The organism is Aeromonas sp. sif2416 (assembly GCF_019218665.1).
GTDB classification, from domain to species: Bacteria; Pseudomonadota; Gammaproteobacteria; order Enterobacterales; family Aeromonadaceae; genus Aeromonas; species Aeromonas encheleia.
The window spans coordinates 105,240-121,245 of sequence record NZ_JAHUXC010000010.1; the positions used below are offsets into that span (position 1 = coordinate 105,240).

The window sequence follows — 16,006 nt, forward strand, 5'->3', positions numbered from 1 at the left end:
TGATGGGAAAAGGGATGGCGGCCACTGCCGCGCGTCTTGAGAGAGGCGCGACGCGGCCCCTTGAGCACCGACCTCGCAAATATGCTGGCTCGCCGGATCCGGCGGTTTTCAATCTGGTGTTATCACCTTGAATTTTTACCTGCGTACGGAACTTAAATCCGAATATCCGATATTTATCGGACTCTTGTTTTGATTGGCTCTGTTTTTGCTGCAGTTTGTAGCGGGGTAACCCCATGGACAGGGCAAGCCCCCCATTTTCGTCGCACGCGGCGCCTTATCGGCCGTCAAGCAGCATTCGATGTTGTGTTATTGGTTATCAAAAGGAGTCATATGGAAGGTGAAATGACCATGCAGCCGCTTGCTGCGGGCAAGGGACTGGCTCATAGCCTCAAGGATGATGTCTATGGCATGGTGCTCGGCGTCATGTTCATCGCCGTGGGCCTGAACCTGCTCAAGTGCTCCGGCATGATCACCGGCGGCATCGCGGGCATAGCGCTGCTGCTCGCCCACGTCAGCAGCCTGCCCATCGGTCTGCTGTTCTTCCTCGCCAACCTGCCTTTTCTGGTGTTCAGCTACTTCACCATGGGGCGGGGCTTCATGCTCAAGACACTGGTGGTCAATGTGGCGCTCTCGGCCGCGACCCAGGGGGTGCCGCTGCTGCTGACGGTGAGCTACATCCACCCGCTGTTTGCCGCCCTGGTGGGGGGCACCTTCCTCGGCATGGGGGTGTTATCGCTCGCCCGCCACAACGCCTCGGTGGGAGGCATAGGCGTGGTGACGCTCTGGTTGCAGAGGCGCGCCGGCATCAACGCGGGTAAGAGCCAGATGCTGCTCGATGTGCTGGTGTTTGCGCTCTCCTTGTTCACGCTGCCGTTGCCCTTGCTGCTCTGGTCCACCCTGAGTGCGCTCGCCATGAACGCCATGCTGATGAACTGGCACAAGCCCGGCCGCTATCAGGGCGGCTGAGTGGCGGCCATGGGAGAGGCGTGGGGGAGGGGAATTGTTAAAAAGTGATCCGACGGGCGGTTCGTGGCAGATGGGGTGCCAACGGCAAAAAAGATCATCTTGTCGCGAAAAATGGCATGATTACGCCTGAATTTATTGGTTTTTTACCCCGTTGGTGGCGTTAAACCGGGCTACCCCATAAAAAATTCAAAAAACTTCTTTACCAGTGGCCAATGCATGAGTAAAATTTGTCGGCAATATTTTACACCCCCACTCCTCAACGGTGAGATATTGCCATGCTCAGGATTGCCAAAGAAGCGCTGACCTTCGACGATGTATTGTTGGTTCCAGCCCACTCCACTGTTCTTCCTAATACAGCCGATCTGCGTACCAAGCTGACGTCTGCTATCTCCCTGAATATCCCGATGATTTCCGCTGCCATGGACACAGTGACCGAAGCCCGTCTGGCTATCGCACTGGCCCAGGAAGGCGGTATCGGCTTCATTCACAAGAACATGTCCATCGAGCAACAGGCCTTCGAAGTGCGCAAGGTCAAAAAGTACGAGAGCGGCGTCGTTTCCGACCCTGTGACCGTACGCCCTGACATGACCATCGCCCAGATCAAAGAGCTGAGCCTCAAGAACGGCTTCGCCGGTTACCCCGTGGTGACCGAGGGCAACGTGCTGGTCGGTATCATCACCGGCCGTGACGTGCGCTTCGTGATCGATCTCTCCCAGACCGTCGAACAAGTCATGACCCAGAAAGATCGTCTGGTCACCGTGCGTGAAGGAGCCCCTCGTGAAGAGGTGGTTGCCCTGATGCAGAAGCACCGTATCGAGAAGGTGCTGGTGGTCGATGCCGACTTCAAACTGAAGGGCATGATCACCGTCAAAGACTTCCAGAAAGCCGAGCGCAAGCCGAACGCCTGTAAAGACGAGCGCGGCCGCCTGCGCGTCGGCGCCGCCGTCGGTGCCGGTGCCGGCAACGAGGAGCGCGTCGCCGCCCTGGTCGAGGCCGGTGTGGATGTGCTGCTGATTGACTCCTCCCACGGCCACTCCCAGGGCGTGCTGGATCGCATCAAGGCGACCCGCGATGCCTACCCTGATCTGCAGATCATCGGCGGCAACGTCGCCACCGCCGCTGGCGCCCTGGCGCTGGTCGCCGCCGGCGTCAACGCCGTCAAGGTCGGCATAGGCCCGGGCTCCATCTGTACTACCCGCATCGTGACCGGTGTCGGCGTGCCCCAGATCACCGCCATCTCCGACGCCGTCGACGCGCTGGAAGGCACCGGCGTGCCGGTCATTGCCGATGGCGGTATCCGCTTCTCCGGTGACGTGGCCAAGGCCATCGCCGCGGGCGCCAGCTGCGTGATGGTGGGCTCCATGTTCGCCGGTACCGAAGAGGCACCGGGCGAGATCGAGCTCTACCAGGGCCGCTCCTTCAAGTCCTACCGTGGCATGGGTTCTCTGGGCGCCATGTCCAAGGGCTCGAGCGACCGTTACTTCCAGACCGACAACGCCGCCGACAAGCTGGTGCCGGAAGGGATCGAAGGGCGGGTGCCGTACAAGGGCCGCCTGAAAGAGATCATTCACCAGCAGATGGGCGGCCTGCGCTCCTCCATGGGATTGACCGGCAGCGCCACCATCGACGAAATGCGCACCAAGGCTGAGTTCGTGCGCATCTCGGGGGCCGGGATGAAAGAGTCCCACGTCCACGATGTGACCATTACCAAAGAAGCCCCCAACTATCGGATGGGCTGATAAAACGGGGCTCTGGCCCCGTTTTCACACCATTTTTATCCCACACTTTTTGTGACAACATCAGCCTGATGCAGGAATAAAATGACTAAAAATATTCACGCTCACCGTATCCTGATCCTGGATTTCGGTTCCCAGTACACCCAGCTTATCGCCCGCCGTGTCCGTGAGATCGGTGTCTACTGCGAACTGTGGGCCTGGGATGTGACCGAAGCGCAGATCCGCGAATTCAATCCCAACGGCATCATCCTCTCCGGCGGCCCCGAGTCCGTGACCGAGGCAGGCAGCCCCCGTGCCCCCGACTACGTATTCACCGCCGGCGTGCCGGTGTTCGGTATCTGCTACGGCATGCAGACCATGGCCGAGCAGCTCGGTGGCAAGGTGCAATCCTCCACCGAACGTGAATTTGGCTATGCCCAGGTCGAAGTGCTGGGTCAGTCCGGCCAGGCCAGCGCCCTGCTGCGCAACATCGAAGACGCCATCGCCCCCAACGGCCACGCCCTGCTGGACGTCTGGATGAGCCACGGTGACAAGGTGACCGAGATCCCGGCCGGCTTTGAGACTATCGCCCAGACCGCGACCTGCCCCCATGCGGCCATGGCCTGCGAAGAGAAGAAATTCTACGGCGTGCAGTTCCACCCGGAAGTGACCCACACCCGCCAGGGTGCCCGTCTGCTCGAACATTTCGTGAAAGACATCTGCGGCTGCGAATGCCTGTGGACCCCGGCCACCATCATCGACGACGCCGTCGCCCGCATCCGCGAGCAGGTGGGTGACGACGAAGTGATCCTGGGCCTCTCCGGTGGGGTGGACTCCTCAGTCGTCGCCATGCTGGTGCATCGCGCCATCGGCGATCGCCTGACCTGCGTGTTCGTCGACAACGGCCTATTGCGTCTGAACGAAGGCGTTCAGGTGATGGAGATGTTTGGCGATCACTTCGGGCTCAAGATCATCAAGGTCGACGCCGAAGAGCGCTTCCTGTCAGCGCTGGCGGGCATCGACGAGCCGGAAGCCAAGCGCAAGACCATAGGCCGCGTCTTCGTCGAGGTGTTTGACGACGAAGCCAAGAAGCTGAAAAACGCCAAGTGGCTGGCCCAGGGCACCATCTATCCGGACGTCATCGAATCCGCCGCCAGCGCCACCGGCAAGGCCCACGTCATCAAGTCTCACCACAACGTCGGCGGCCTGCCGGCCGAGATGAAGATGGGGCTGGTGGAGCCGCTGCGCGAGCTGTTCAAGGACGAGGTGCGTCGCGTCGGTCTGGAGCTGGGCTTGCCCTATGACATGCTCTACCGTCATCCGTTCCCGGGTCCGGGCCTGGGTGTGCGCGTCCTCGGCGAGGTGAAGAGAGAGTACTGCGAGCTGCTGCGCAAGGCCGATGCCATCTTTATCGAAGAGCTGCGCAAGGCCGACCTCTACAACCAGGTCAGCCAGGCGTTCGCCGTCTTCCTGCCGGTGCGCTCCGTCGGTGTCATGGGCGATGGTCGCAAGTATGACTGGGTCATTGCCCTGCGCGCCGTCGAGACCATCGACTTCATGACCGCTCACTGGGCCCATCTGCCCTACGACTTCCTGGGTCTGGTGTCGAACCGCATCATCAACGAGATCAACGGCATCTCCCGCGTGGTGTACGACGTCTCCGGCAAGCCGCCCGCTACTATCGAATGGGAATAAGCGCTCACCGCTTTCCTTTCCTATAATGCAAAACTGTCAAAAAGACGCCCTTGAGGCGTCTTTTCTTTTTCCAATCGTTTGCGCCACACATCTTCTTTTTCCGAGCAGCTTTTTCGCCGCTTTGCCCCTGTCATATGTGACAGGGGCATTTACGCGATCCCGCACCGGGCTCTCTCATGCCAATTGAGCCCGCTATCATCAGGCGTTCATGGCAAGGGGGAGGGCAGGCTAACGTGCAGACAGCCGCGAAAACTGGCCCATCGTCATCACGCCAACGGCAGTGATGACACCCCGGTGGAGACCGGAAACCACTTGAATCAACGGGGCGCAGCCCGAACAGCCAAACGAGTAGGGACAGAGATCACGGAGGGTTTGTTATGTCAGAACAAGCAGTGCTGTTGGGCGGATGGGCTGCCTACCACAAGCTGAGCGCCAAGGATCAGGCGGTATTCAATCCGGCGCTGGAAGGATTTGTCGGGGTGCAATACCAGCCGTTTGAAGTCTCCACCCAGGTCGTCGCCGGCACCAACTACCGTTTCAAATGCAAAACCACTGTGCCCTTGCCCAACCCGATCCATGGCGAAGCCGTGGTGCAGATCTTCCAGTCGCTGGATGGTTCAGCCCATATCACCTCCATCACCCCGATCTGATTTGGTTTAGGGGCAAGCAGGGGAGGAGGTGATGCCAGCGATCAGTTAGCCTCCAAACCTCACCAATGAAAAAGACGCCCGGGTGGCGTCTTTTTCATTGGTTTGCAAGAAAGTTGGTCCCAGAGCTGGGTGAGGGGGCGGCACTGCGCTCGACTCGGCAGCTCTAGGAGGGAAGGTAAGGTATAGGGATGAAGTGGGACTAGGGAATGAAATACGACACCACCGTTTTCATGCCCCGTGTTGATACGATGTGCCGATACGACAGATCACCATTCATGTGGATTAGTTTGTTGATATTGCTCAGGAAATTATCATCCAACTCTTCCCTCCACAGTCTCGTTCGCTAAGATAGTCGTTTGGCACAGTCTCTCCGGAGTAAATCATGAGCCAGTCCAGAAAAACGCCACAGGTAAAAAAACATCAGGCTGTCGGGCGGTAGCTTGGTTGTTATTCGGGAATAGTATGAGCAAGTGGGCGTAGCGGTTGGTACAAGCGCATTATGGCCCAGACTTGTTCACGTAGGCGGGTCTACTGGTGTTTTCCATGGCTGCCCTAATCATCTGTTTTTATACAGTTATGTATGGTAGAGCAAAAAAGGAAGTCAAGAGAATACGTTAAGACACCAGTGATATTCTGGTAATATTATGATTTAAAATAAAATTTTTGGCGGTTATGAAGGTGAAGCTGAGTTATACGGAAGGCTCTGCTACCGGATTAGTACCGCCTTCTATTTAATCACTGTTAGGAATCTTCATGCACTTTCCATCCATCACAATACTGGCAAGTCTATCTATAGCAGCCTGTTCCACATTGACGTATCAAGAGCCACAAACTGGGCCGCTAGCGCGGGTTCGTTTTGTCACCGATTCCAATCAGATATCAGTACTACGAACCTACGGGGATAAAAACTGCACGACAAATGAAGTTGAATGGCTTCGCCTCAGAAATGGGATGATGATTAACAGCTCGCCGAAACGGTTAGGCATGCCGCTGTGGAACTATCATGACAATGCTGCGAAGGAAGTCTTTGTAGAGGCAAACAAGCAGATATACGGACTTTTCCAAGGAGGGGAAACGACGGCCCTAACGACATATCTTTGCGGCACACCATTTTCGTATTCATTTAAGGACGGGGCCGACTATGAAGTTCGTTTCAAGTGGGCTCCTCAAGAGTGTCGCGTCACTATTGCTCAAATCGTCGATGGGCCGAAGGGCATGGAACTGAGAGAACAAGCTGCGTTTTCTAATCAAGTCAATGAAATGAACAAAGGTTGTTTGGCCGCATTCAATAAACCACGGCTCTATTAGTAGTAGTTAGTGCCGGGCCGATTCCTCACATCATATTCAACAACGCTCCCTGCGGTCGCTCGGGCGTGCCGCAAGCGGTACGCCGTTTAATTCAACGTTAGGGCTTCCCATGTCACCATTCGCAAACCTAGCCACCGAGCTTAAATCTGCTGGAGTCCGCATGGGGCAAATTCGCATCTACGATCCCCAAGACTGTTGCTAAAGGGGCGATCTGCGCCCGAGTTCTCTATAATGCCTCTCTTTTAATCGCCGGGCTCATGTCCGGCGGTGCCATATGGTCTGCTTTAGCATCGCTAAGCAGAGCCACCCTGATAGAGACATTGCCATGCATACCCTGGAACAGCTGCTCGCTGGCGAGTTGAACGGCACCCGCCATCTGAAGCTCTCTGAAAATCTGACGAGCTTCCCCCCCGAGATCCTGAGTCTGAAAGAGACGCTGGAGGTGCTGGATCTTACCGGCAACCAGCTCTCAGCACTGCCCGACGAGCTGGCCGAGTGCAGCAAGCTTCGCATCATCTTCTGCTCCGAGAACCGCTTCACCGAACTGCCCGAGGTGCTGGGACGCTGCCGGTTGCTGACCATGGTGGGCTTCAAGGCCAACCGGATCAGCGTGGTATCCCCCCAATCGCTGCCCGCCAAGCTGCGCTGGCTGATCTTGACCGATAACGAGATTGAGCAATTGCCCGATGAGCTGGGTCAGTGCACGGCGTTGCAAAAGCTGATGCTGGCGGGCAACCGGCTCGAGACGCTGCCAGCTGCGCTGGCGCACTGCACCCGTCTCGAGTTGCTGCGCATCTCCGCCAACCGGCTCGAGGCATTGCCCCTGTGGTTGCTCTCCTTGCCACGGCTCTCCTGGCTGGCCTATTCGGGCAATTCCTTCTGTGAGGGGTGGGAAAAGCAGTTGGGCGAGGCGACGGCCATCGCCGAGATCCCCTGGCATGAGCTGGCCATCGGCGAACTGCTGGGACAGGGTGCCTCCGGGGTCATCCATAGAGCGCAGTGGTTCGGTGAGGGGAGAAACCCCCGCGCCGTGGCGGTGAAGCTGTTCAAGGGGGAGGTGACCAGCGATGGCCTGCCGGGGGCCGAGATGACCGCCTCCATGGCCGCGGGTCAGCATCCGGCCTTGATCGAGGTGGTGGGCCGGATAGGCGATCACCCCTCCGGCATCCCCGCGCTGGTGATGGCGCTGATCGCGCCTGAGCTGGTGAACCTGGCCGGTCCCCCCAGCCTCGCGTCTTGTACTCGCGATGTCTATCCGGCCTCGCTCGCGCTCTCGCTGCCGACGGCGCTGGAGATGGCCTGGCGCATTGCCTCTGCCGCCGCCCATCTGCATCGGCTGGGCATCATGCACGGCGATCTCTATGGCCATAACATCCTCCATGACGGCCAGGGCGCCGCCCTGCTCGGGGACTTCGGCGCCGCCTCTTTCTACCCGGTGCGGGATCCTCTGATGGCCGCCCGGCTGGAGCGCTTGGAGGTGCGGGCCTTCGGCTGCCTGCTGGAGGAGTTGCTGGCACTCTGTCCGGCGCACGGGGCCACGCATCATGGGCTCGAGGCGCTGGTACAGGCTTGCCAGCAGCGGGAGCCGGCGCTGCGCCCGGCCTTTACCGCGATCTGTGTCCGGCTGGTCGATGCCAAGAGTCGACTCGATCGTGACAGCCATGCTGAGGAAAGCGGGGCTTGCGCACTCCTGTCGACGGCTGGCGTCGAGTCTTGAGTAAAACCTGCCGAAAGCGGCGCTTGGTATCGCTTTCGGTTTTGCAATCGTTTGTCTTGCAAAAAGGCGGATGAGGGGGCGACAAGGGTTGCACCGTCCCGTTGAAGTTGTGATATTGATGCATCATTGCAGATGACGAGAGGATGATGATGGAAGCGGCGTTTTGGCATCAGAAGTGGAAAGAGAACCGGATAGGCTTTCATCAGGTGGAGTTCAATCGCTGGCTGCAGACCGGCTGGTCGGCCCGGCAGGGAGATGAGCCCGTGCTGGTTCCCCTCTGCGGCAAGTCGGGCGACATGCTCTGGCTCAACCAGCAGGGTCACCCCGTCGACGGCTTCGAGCTGTCCGAGCTTGCCATCAGCCAGTTCTTCAGTGAGAACCAGCTGACCGAGACGGTGAGCGAGGTCGAGCCTTACCAGTGCCATCAGCACGAGACGTTGCGCATCTATCAGGGTGACTTCTTCGCCGCACCTACTCTGGGGCGCCGTTATCGGCTGGCCTATGACAGGGCGGCGCTGATCGCACTGCCGACCTCCATGCGCCGTCAGTATGCCGAGCTGATGAGTCGCCTCATCGAGCCGGCTGGACAGATCCTGCTGGTAACGCTGGAGTATCAGCCGGAACAGCAGGTGCAGCCGCCGTTCTCGGTGGGGGAGATGGAGGTGCGCAGCCTGTTCGAGCGCGATTTCAGTGTGGAAGTCCTGGGCAGGGCGACCGAGCAGGATCATCCCAGGGTGCAATCCGGCCAGCTCTCTTATTTCGATGAGGTGGCCTACCGGCTGATCCGCCGCGCCTGAGCGGTGGATGAGACCAGAGGGAAGGTGAGGCGAAAGGGTGACGAGGCGAGACTCTCTTTACCTCCTTTGACATAGATCAACGTGAAAGACAGGGGCCCTGTCTAAGATGATCCTGTTTCTCAATCACTGTTGGTCTCGGTCGATGAGCGCTGGTTTGCATCACCTGGCCGATCATCAACTCAGTGTCTGATTTTCACGCTCATGTTCACTTTTGGCGGCTCTGTCGCAATTGATATGGTTTTTCCAGCCGACCCTCAGGTCGGCTTTTTATTGCCTGCGATTCGAGGGGGCTCAGGCCTCGAAGGTGCTGGCGGCGAGCCGGAACGCCTTGGGATCGTCGATGAACTGGCCGGTGATCCGCTCGTCATGCTCGTGGCCCTGGCCATAGCTGCAGAGGATCAGCCGATCCGAGGTCCTCGATCTCAGCTGGGTGATGAAGCGCACCAGATCGGCCCGGTTCAGCTTGCCCACCTCCTCGCACACCCTCTCCCGCTGATCGAAGCCGAGATCCTTGTTGCCGATGCTGACCCAGAGCCGCTGGCCCCGGCTGCGCAGGTTGGCGTCCCGCTCGCTGAGCTGGGCCTGCAGGCCCGCCTTGCTGTCCTGCCACTGCTGCTCGGTGAGCTCCAGCATGGCCAGCGGGAAGAGATCGATAAACTCCTCCACCGCATCCAGCAGGATCTGGGGGCCGGCCACCGGCGACTGGATATAGAAGATGAGGCCGGGATGGCGGTTCAAGGGCAGGTTGCCGGCCCCCACCACGTAGCCGAGCTGCTGACGGGTGCGCAGCTCGTGGAAGAAGGTGGAGGACATGATGTGGTTGGCCAGGGTGAAGCAGGCGAGATCCCGCGCCCGGGTGGTGCGGGACTGGTAGTAGACCAGCAGCGCCGAGTCTTCGTGCTCGCAACCCTGCTCGCGGATGAGGGTGCCTCTGTCCTGAATGGAGATGAGGGGGCGGCGGGTCTCGGCGCTGGGCTGGCTGCTGACGCCGAGGTGGCGCTCCAGCAGCGCCGCCAGCTCGAGTGCCTCGGCCACGTCCCAGTCCCCGTGGATCAGGGTCTCCACATGCACTTCGGCAAACAGCCGGGCGACGAAGTCGGGCATCTCGTCGAGGGTGATGGTGCGCAGGTGGCGCAGCAGTTGCTCGAACGGCGGATTGTTGGGCTGCAGCAGGCTGGTGAGCTGGTTGAAGAGCTGGGAGATGGGCCTCGTCTTGGACTGGTTCTCCCAGTTGCGGATGAGCTGCTCCTTGATCTCGGCGAAGCGGGCAGGGTCCGGATAACCCAGGGTGCGGTTGCCGAGGATCATGTCGAGCAGCAGCGGCTGCTTGTCGGCGAAGCCGCTCAGGTTGATGGTGAAGCCCCCCTGATGGGCATAGATCTGGTAGCCGAGTCCGGCGAGCTCGGCCGGGTAAGTGAGGGCATTGAGGTGATCCGTCAGCAGCTCCACCGCGAGCCGGGCCATGGCGATGTGGCGCGGACTCCTGACCGCGTGCTCGCTGTCGATGGAGATATAGAGGTTGCCCTTGGGCACCCCGAACAGGTGTTCGTGCAGGTGCCAGAGCCGAAAACCGGGGCGGTCGATGAGGCAGGCCGGCAGGTCGGCGCAAAGCTCCGGCATGCGGGCATCCAGCCGGCTGCTGATAAAGGGGTTGGGCGCGGGCAGGTGCAGCGCGGGATCCGGCTCGCTCTGCTGCCAGCGGATCTTCTCCGCCTCCGGGATGGGGGCGATGCTGTAGGGGGTCTGATACCAGCGGGCGAGGCGATCTGTGCTGACCTCCGGCGCCTGGATGGTCATGCGCAGGTTATGCGGGGTGAGCTTGGCGAGGAAGCGGCGGATCAGCGCCTCATCATACTCGCGCATCATGTAGTCGCCGTGGAGCAGATCGTCCGGGGCATAGCTGAACAGGTTCAGCACCAGGCCGGAGACGGTATCCAGTGCCCGGCCCCGCTCCTGGAAGCGGAAGGCCGACTCGAGCACGCTGCGCTTCTCGTCATAGCGCCAGGCCTGCAGGCCGTCACGCTCGATGAGTTTCAGATAGCCAAACAGGGCGGCGATGATGTCGTCCACCTTCTCCAGCCCGAGCGGGGTGAGCCCGAAGCTTATGCTGAAGTCCTTGAAGTTGGCGCCGCTGATGCCGCCGCCGGCGGCGAGCTGATTGACCCAGCCCCTGGCCTTGAGCAATGAGAGCAGGCTGCCGTCCCCTTCATAGCCGATGAGGTGGCTCAGGAAGGTGAGCGGTTTCTTGTCGTAAAACGCATCCACGTTGGGCAGCGGGAAGGTCAGCGCCAGCTTGCGGCTCTCCTTGACCGGCTTGATCTGAATGCGTATGCCGAGATCATCGAGCCGGTAGAGGGGGGCGGACAGGGTCGGGGTGCCCAGGTTGCGATCCAGGATGGGGCTGAAGAAGCGATCGCACCAGCCGAGCTGGGTCTCGATGGATTCGGGCGAGATCATCACCAGCGCCATGCGATCCGCGCTGTAGTGCCCTTCGTAGAATGCAATGAGGTCGGAGCGCAGATCCCGGCCGGGCAGATCGGCCAGGGTATCCAGGTTGCCGACCGAGAACTTGGAGAAGGGGTGGGCCGGGTTGACCGTCTCTTTATGCACCTGGTAGCTGCGCCGCACGTCGTCTTGCAGCTTGAGGCGATACTCGGAGTCGACCGCGTTGCGCTCCTTGTCGACCCACTCCGGGCTGAAGGTGGGGCAGATGAAGAACTGAGAGAAACGATCGAGCCCGGCTTCGAAGAAGGCGTTGTCGATATCGAAGAAGAAGTTGGTGAACTCGGTGCCGGTCCAGGCGTTGTTGCTGCCCCCGTGGCGGCTCATGAACTGCTGATACTCGCCGGGCTTGGGATAGGTGCGGGTGCCGAGGAACAGCATATGCTCAAGGAAATGGGCCATGCCCTGCCTGTCGGCCGGATCATCGAAGTGACCGGTGTTGACGGCCAGGGAGGCGGCGGACTTGTCGGTGTCGGGATCGCAGATCAACAAGACTCTGAGCCGATTTGCCAGCTCCAGATAGTGATACCGCCGATGGTCATTAGGACTGGCATATGGGCTCATGTGGGCTGACTCGCGGTGAATTTATTTGAATTTAAACATGATTATCGACCTCGCTATCTCACGAGGCAAACCCTTTTCTGAGAGGTAGCGCAATTGTTTCCCCCTGCATGGCGGGGTAAGATCCCCCCGCTATCTAAACAGGCCCGTTGGGCGAGGTTGTAATGAAAATCTACATCATGCGTCACGGCCAGGCTGGCATGAATGCGAAAACGGATGAACAGCGTCCACTGACCGAGCAGGGCATCGAAGAGTCCATTCACATGGCCCGCTGGTTGGCGCCCCAGCTGGCGGGAACGCTGGGCTTGGTGGTCCACAGCAACTACCTGCGAGCCAGACAAACCTGGCAGGCCATCGCCCCCGAATTGCCCGACGCGCAAGAGGTGGAAGAGAGCGGCGAGATCACGCCCTATGGCGATCCGGCGCTGGTCGCGAGCTATCTGGCCGCATTGGCGACACAGCATGAGAGCATCCTGATGGTCAGCCACCTGCCGCTGGTGGGTTATCTGGTGCAGAGCCTCTGCCCGGCGGCCGGTGCGCCCATGTTTGCCACCTCGGGAATGGCCTGTATTGAGTGGCAAGATGGTAAGGGGGTATTGCTCTGGCTTGAAGGACCACATACAATACGCTAAAAGTTAATAAAAAGTTACGAATTGGTTTTTTGGGATGAGATAGGCGATTTTTCCGGTTTTTTATACAAAATTAACGGAATTATTTCGCAGAAGCTGCTGTCATACGGATACAACTGCAAGAGGTTGCAAACGATGAGAGTGTTCAAGAAGTATCTGCCGCTGATGGTGGCAAAGCATGTCAAAACCTTCTTCAAGGGGCGGATCTATATCCACGGCAGGGGGCGCTTCGATTTCCAGTCCGGCTTGTTGATGATGCCCTCGCCAGCGGACATTCCCCACCGCCAGACGGTGCTCGAGGTCAATGAGCTGATCTCGAGACTGCACATGGATGCGGCTTGATCATCGCACCCTGATGGTCGTCCTCCCCATGCCCGCCGCCGTGCGGGCATGATTGTTTTTGGCCCTGCCGCCTCGATTTTGGTTCTGTTTGATTCCCTTTTTGCAGACCCTGCCGGGCTGCCCCGTTGCCGTACTTGCTAATCCTGTTTGCCTCTTTATACTCCCGCCTAAAATACCCACCCCCTCTTTCTGGATATAGCAATGCCCCTTGCCTTTCTGTTTCCTTTCTCCTGCATGGCCATCTGGGCCGGCAACGGCATCGTCAGCAAGTTGGCGGTGGGGGTGCTCTCACCGGCGGCGCTGGCCTGGTCGCGCTGGATGGTGGCGGCCATTGTCCTGACTCCCTTCCTCGCCCGTCGGGCCTGGCGGGTGCGGGCCAAACTGCGGGCCGGTTTTTGCCAGCTGGCCATGCTGGCCCTGCTCGGCATGGTGCTGAACCAGACGTTCGGCTACTACGCGGCCCAGACCCTGGGAGCCACCGAGATCGGTCTGATGATGGGGTTGACCCCGCTGATGACGGTGCTGCTCAGCATCTGGCTGCTGCGCGAGCGGCCCACCTGGGGGGCCCTGCTCGGCGGCGTCATCTCCATCCTGGGGCTGGCCGTCTTGCTGGGGCAGGGGGATCCGACCCGGCTGCTCACGCAGGGCATCCACATCGGCTCCGTCTACATGCTGTTGTCGGCGGCGACCTATGCGCTCTACAGCGTGCTGCTCAAGCGCTGGGATCTGGGGCTAGACAACTGGTCCATGCTCTATGGCCAGGTGCTGTGCAGCCTGCTGTTCCTCACCCCCTTCTACCTGCTGGTGGATGGACAATGGCCCGATCGCAGTGCGCTCTGGCTCATCCTCTATGCGGGGATCCCGACCTCGGCCCTCTCGCCCTGGTTGTGGATGCAGGGGATAGCGCTGCTGGGCGCCAGCCGTACCGCCATCTTCATGAACCTGTTGCCGGTGATGACGGCAGCCTTGGCCATCAGTTGGCTGGGGGAGGAGCTGACCAGCTACCACCTGATCGGTGGCGGCATGACCCTGCTGGGGGTGCTGCTGGCACAACTGCTGGTCAAGCCCGTGGTCGTGCGGCGACGGGCGAGGCTCGCGATGGCCAGCTGCCAGGAAGATTGAATAAAAAGACCGCCTCAGAGGCGGTCTTTTCGTTTACGGGGTTTAGGGCGTTACTGCGCGGTGAGATAGAGGTCCTTCGAATAGACCAGATCCTGCGGGTTGTGGTAGGGATAGCCCTTGACGAAGGGCTTGAGCAGCCGTGACTTGACGTAGAAGTAGACGGGGGCAATGGGTGCCTCCTCATCGATCAGCACCTCGGCCTGTTGATAGAGCCGGTTGCGTTCGGCCGGATCCTTGGAGTCGTGGGCCTTGGTCAGCAGGGCGTCGTACTGCTTGTTGGACCACTTGCCGCTGTTGGCGCTGCTGCTGGAGGTCATGATGTCGAGGAAGGTGGAGGCATCGTTGTAATCCCCGTTCCACGAGTAGCGGCTGACCCCGAAATCCCCCTCGTTGAGGGCCGACACCATGGTCTTCCACTCCATGTTGCTGAGCTCGGCCTTGACCCCCAGGTTGTGCTTCCACATGGAGGAGATGGCCAGCGCTATCTTCTTGTGCCCCTCGTTGGTGTTGTAGAGGATGTCCACATCCAGCGGATTCTGCGGGCCATAGCCTGCCTCGGCCAGCAGTGCCTTGGCCTGGGTGAGCCGTGCCTCCTTGCTCATCTGCTCGCTGGGCGGACGCTTGAGCTCGAAACCATCCACGCTGGGAGGGGTCAGGCTGAAGGCCGAGATCTGGCCCTGGCCCAGGATCTTCCCGGTGATGGTGTCCCGGTCGATGGCCAGGGAGAGCGCCTTGCGCACCCTGACGTCGTCGAAGGGTTTGCGCTGGGTGTTGAACACATAGTAATAGGTGGCAAGCGAGGGGGCATTGATCAGCTCATCAGGGCTCTGGCTCTTGAGCTGCTGGTACTGCTCCAGCGGATAGGTGGTGTAGTGCAGCTCGCTCGAGCGATAGCGGTTGTAGGCCGCCGTCTCCGAGACGATCTCCAGGTAGATCACCTTGTTCAGCACAGTATGAGCATTGTCCCAGTAGTGGGTATTGCGCTCGGCGATCAGGCGCTCGTTCGGGGTCCACTCCTTGAGTGCGAAGGCGCCGTTGGAGACGATGTTGCCCGGCTTGACCCACTCATGGCCAAACTTCTCGATGACCGCCTTGGGCGCCGGGAAGGTGGTGTAGTGGGCCAGGGTCTTCAAGAAGAAGGGGACAGGGTTTTTCAGGGTGATCTGCAGGGTGTGGGCATCGATCGCCTTGATACCGAGCGCCTCCGGTGCCTGTTTACCCTGGATGACGTCACCGGCGTTGACCACGCCGGTCAGCTCGATAAACCAGGCGTAGTTGGAGGCGTTCTTGGGGTTGGCCGCCCGCTGCCAGCCATAGACGTAATCGGCCGCGGTGACCGGCTCGCCGTTGGACCACTTGGCCTCGGGTCTGAGCTTGAAGGTGTAGACGGTGCCCGTGCTGTCGAGCTCGTAACTGAGCGCGCCTGCGGCTCGCAGCTTGCCGTTGCTGTCCAGACTATAGAGTCCCTCGAACAGATCGTTGACGATGTCGCTGCCCGCGCTCTCTTCTGCCATCTGGGGATCGATGGAGGAGGGCTCGGTGCCGATGTTGCGCACGAAGGTTTGTTGGTCGCTGGGCAACAGCTTGGTGCCATCAGGCACCTGGGCGGCCAGGGCAGGGAGGGCGAGCAGGGTGGCAACCGTGCCGGCAATGAGAGTCCTTTTCATTGAATATCCTTATGTTTTTTTGCTTCCAAAGCCAAACCAATATGCTGGATTGGCGACGAGATCTCAAGGGGGGGGCTCAGGCCGCTTTTCAGGCATTGGACCGGATGGGGGTTGGGTATGGGAGAGGGGCGAAGATGAATAATTGTCACGAATTAACATGAAGAAAGAGGCCGATTGAAACCTGTTTTTCAGCGTTCCATCGCGTTTTTACGGGGCAAAATGGTGATTTATACGCCGGCTTAATTCGCTGCAAAAACAAAAAACAGGCGTTACATTAGGTTACAAAATAACGCAGCCGAGGATCGGCACTTTTTTTGCCGATGCTTGCAAACGTT

At 59.6% G+C, this 16,006-nt stretch carries 12 protein-coding genes; 10 read left to right on the top strand and 2 right to left on the bottom strand.

The genetic code is table 11. From position 1 onward, the window contains the following. The first annotated feature begins 330 nt into the window (after positions 1-330). The 7 genes from KW821_RS16940 (at position 331) to KW821_RS16970 (ending at position 8,848) form a co-directional block, all read left to right on the top strand. A complete protein-coding gene (locus KW821_RS16940) occupies positions 331-966 on the top strand; it encodes a YitT family protein (protein ID WP_218292261.1) in 636 nt (211 codons plus the stop codon). Between the two features lie 275 nt (positions 967-1,241). Continuing rightward, entirely contained in the window at positions 1,242-2,705 is a 1,464-nt protein-coding gene (gene guaB / locus KW821_RS16945; RefSeq protein WP_042653654.1) for an IMP dehydrogenase, read from the top strand. An 81-nt stretch (positions 2,706-2,786) separates the two neighbouring features. Continuing rightward, complete coding sequence (gene guaA, locus KW821_RS16950; RefSeq protein WP_218292262.1) at positions 2,787-4,376, top strand: glutamine-hydrolyzing GMP synthase; 1,590 nt, start codon at positions 2,787-2,789, stop codon at positions 4,374-4,376. Between the two features lie 377 nt (positions 4,377-4,753). Further along, positions 4,754-5,026 carry a hypothetical protein gene (locus tag KW821_RS16955; RefSeq protein ID WP_218292263.1) on the top strand — a complete coding sequence of 91 codons (273 nt, stop codon included), beginning with the start codon at positions 4,754-4,756 and terminating at the stop codon, positions 5,024-5,026. A gap of 753 nt (positions 5,027-5,779) precedes the next feature. Next, a complete protein-coding gene (locus KW821_RS16960) occupies positions 5,780-6,334 on the top strand; it encodes a hypothetical protein (RefSeq protein ID WP_218292264.1) in 555 nt (184 codons plus the stop codon). Positions 6,335-6,659: 325 nt separating this feature from the next. After that, the gene (locus KW821_RS16965) at positions 6,660-8,051 is read left to right on the top strand and encodes a leucine-rich repeat-containing protein kinase family protein (protein WP_218292265.1); all 1,392 of its coding nucleotides are present in this window, start codon (positions 6,660-6,662) and stop codon (positions 8,049-8,051) included. Between the two features lie 149 nt (positions 8,052-8,200). Further along, the gene (locus KW821_RS16970) at positions 8,201-8,848 is read left to right on the top strand and encodes a thiopurine S-methyltransferase (RefSeq protein WP_218292266.1); all 648 of its coding nucleotides are present in this window, start codon (positions 8,201-8,203) and stop codon (positions 8,846-8,848) included. A gap of 291 nt (positions 8,849-9,139) precedes the next feature. On the opposite strand, the gene KW821_RS16975 is transcribed toward KW821_RS16970, so the two are convergent. Beyond that, a complete protein-coding gene (locus KW821_RS16975; RefSeq protein WP_218292267.1) occupies positions 9,140-11,914 on the bottom strand; it encodes an insulinase family protein in 2,775 nt (924 codons plus the stop codon). 161 nt (positions 11,915-12,075) lie between these two features. Here KW821_RS16975 and sixA point away from each other — a divergent pair, with 161 nt between their 5' ends. The 3 genes from sixA to KW821_RS16990 all read left to right on the top strand — a co-directional run bounded on the left by sixA (position 12,076) and on the right by KW821_RS16990 (position 14,004). Further along, the gene (gene sixA / locus KW821_RS16980) at positions 12,076-12,543 is read left to right on the top strand and encodes a phosphohistidine phosphatase SixA (protein ID WP_042653657.1); all 468 of its coding nucleotides are present in this window, start codon (positions 12,076-12,078) and stop codon (positions 12,541-12,543) included. 132 nt (positions 12,544-12,675) lie between these two features. Next, the gene (locus KW821_RS16985; protein ID WP_042653763.1) at positions 12,676-12,882 is read left to right on the top strand and encodes a DUF1107 domain-containing protein; all 207 of its coding nucleotides are present in this window, start codon (positions 12,676-12,678) and stop codon (positions 12,880-12,882) included. A gap of 201 nt (positions 12,883-13,083) precedes the next feature. Then, the gene (locus tag KW821_RS16990; protein ID WP_218292268.1) at positions 13,084-14,004 is read left to right on the top strand and encodes a DMT family transporter; all 921 of its coding nucleotides are present in this window, start codon (positions 13,084-13,086) and stop codon (positions 14,002-14,004) included. A 50-nt stretch (positions 14,005-14,054) separates the two neighbouring features. Here the strand turns inward: KW821_RS16990 and KW821_RS16995 are convergent, their stop codons facing one another. Then, complete coding sequence (locus KW821_RS16995; protein ID WP_218292269.1) at positions 14,055-15,671, bottom strand: peptide ABC transporter substrate-binding protein; 1,617 nt, start codon at positions 15,669-15,671, stop codon at positions 14,055-14,057. Between the last annotated feature and the right edge of the window lie 335 nt (positions 15,672-16,006).

What these genes read in the sequence shown, in the direction of transcription:
- KW821_RS16940 (WP_218292261.1), top strand. Translation starts at nt 331, where the DNA reads ATGGAAGGTGAAATGACCATGCAGCCGCTTGCTGCGGGCAAGGGACTG.
- guaB (WP_042653654.1), top strand. Translation starts at nt 1,242, where the DNA reads ATGCTCAGGATTGCCAAAGAAGCGCTGACCTTCGACGATGTATTGTTG.
- guaA (WP_218292262.1), top strand. Translation starts at nt 2,787, where the DNA reads ATGACTAAAAATATTCACGCTCACCGTATCCTGATCCTGGATTTCGGT.
- KW821_RS16955 (WP_218292263.1), top strand. Translation starts at nt 4,754, where the DNA reads ATGTCAGAACAAGCAGTGCTGTTGGGCGGATGGGCTGCCTACCACAAG.
- KW821_RS16960 (WP_218292264.1), top strand. Translation starts at nt 5,780, where the DNA reads ATGCACTTTCCATCCATCACAATACTGGCAAGTCTATCTATAGCAGCC.
- KW821_RS16965 (WP_218292265.1), top strand. Translation starts at nt 6,660, where the DNA reads ATGCATACCCTGGAACAGCTGCTCGCTGGCGAGTTGAACGGCACCCGC.
- KW821_RS16970 (WP_218292266.1), top strand. Translation starts at nt 8,201, where the DNA reads ATGGAAGCGGCGTTTTGGCATCAGAAGTGGAAAGAGAACCGGATAGGC.
- KW821_RS16975 (WP_218292267.1), bottom strand. Translation starts at nt 11,914, where the DNA reads ATGAGCCCATATGCCAGTCCTAATGACCATCGGCGGTATCACTATCTG.
- sixA (WP_042653657.1), top strand. Translation starts at nt 12,076, where the DNA reads ATGAAAATCTACATCATGCGTCACGGCCAGGCTGGCATGAATGCGAAA.
- KW821_RS16985 (WP_042653763.1), top strand. Translation starts at nt 12,676, where the DNA reads ATGAGAGTGTTCAAGAAGTATCTGCCGCTGATGGTGGCAAAGCATGTC.
- KW821_RS16990 (WP_218292268.1), top strand. Translation starts at nt 13,084, where the DNA reads ATGCCCCTTGCCTTTCTGTTTCCTTTCTCCTGCATGGCCATCTGGGCC.
- KW821_RS16995 (WP_218292269.1), bottom strand. Translation starts at nt 15,671, where the DNA reads ATGAAAAGGACTCTCATTGCCGGCACGGTTGCCACCCTGCTCGCCCTC.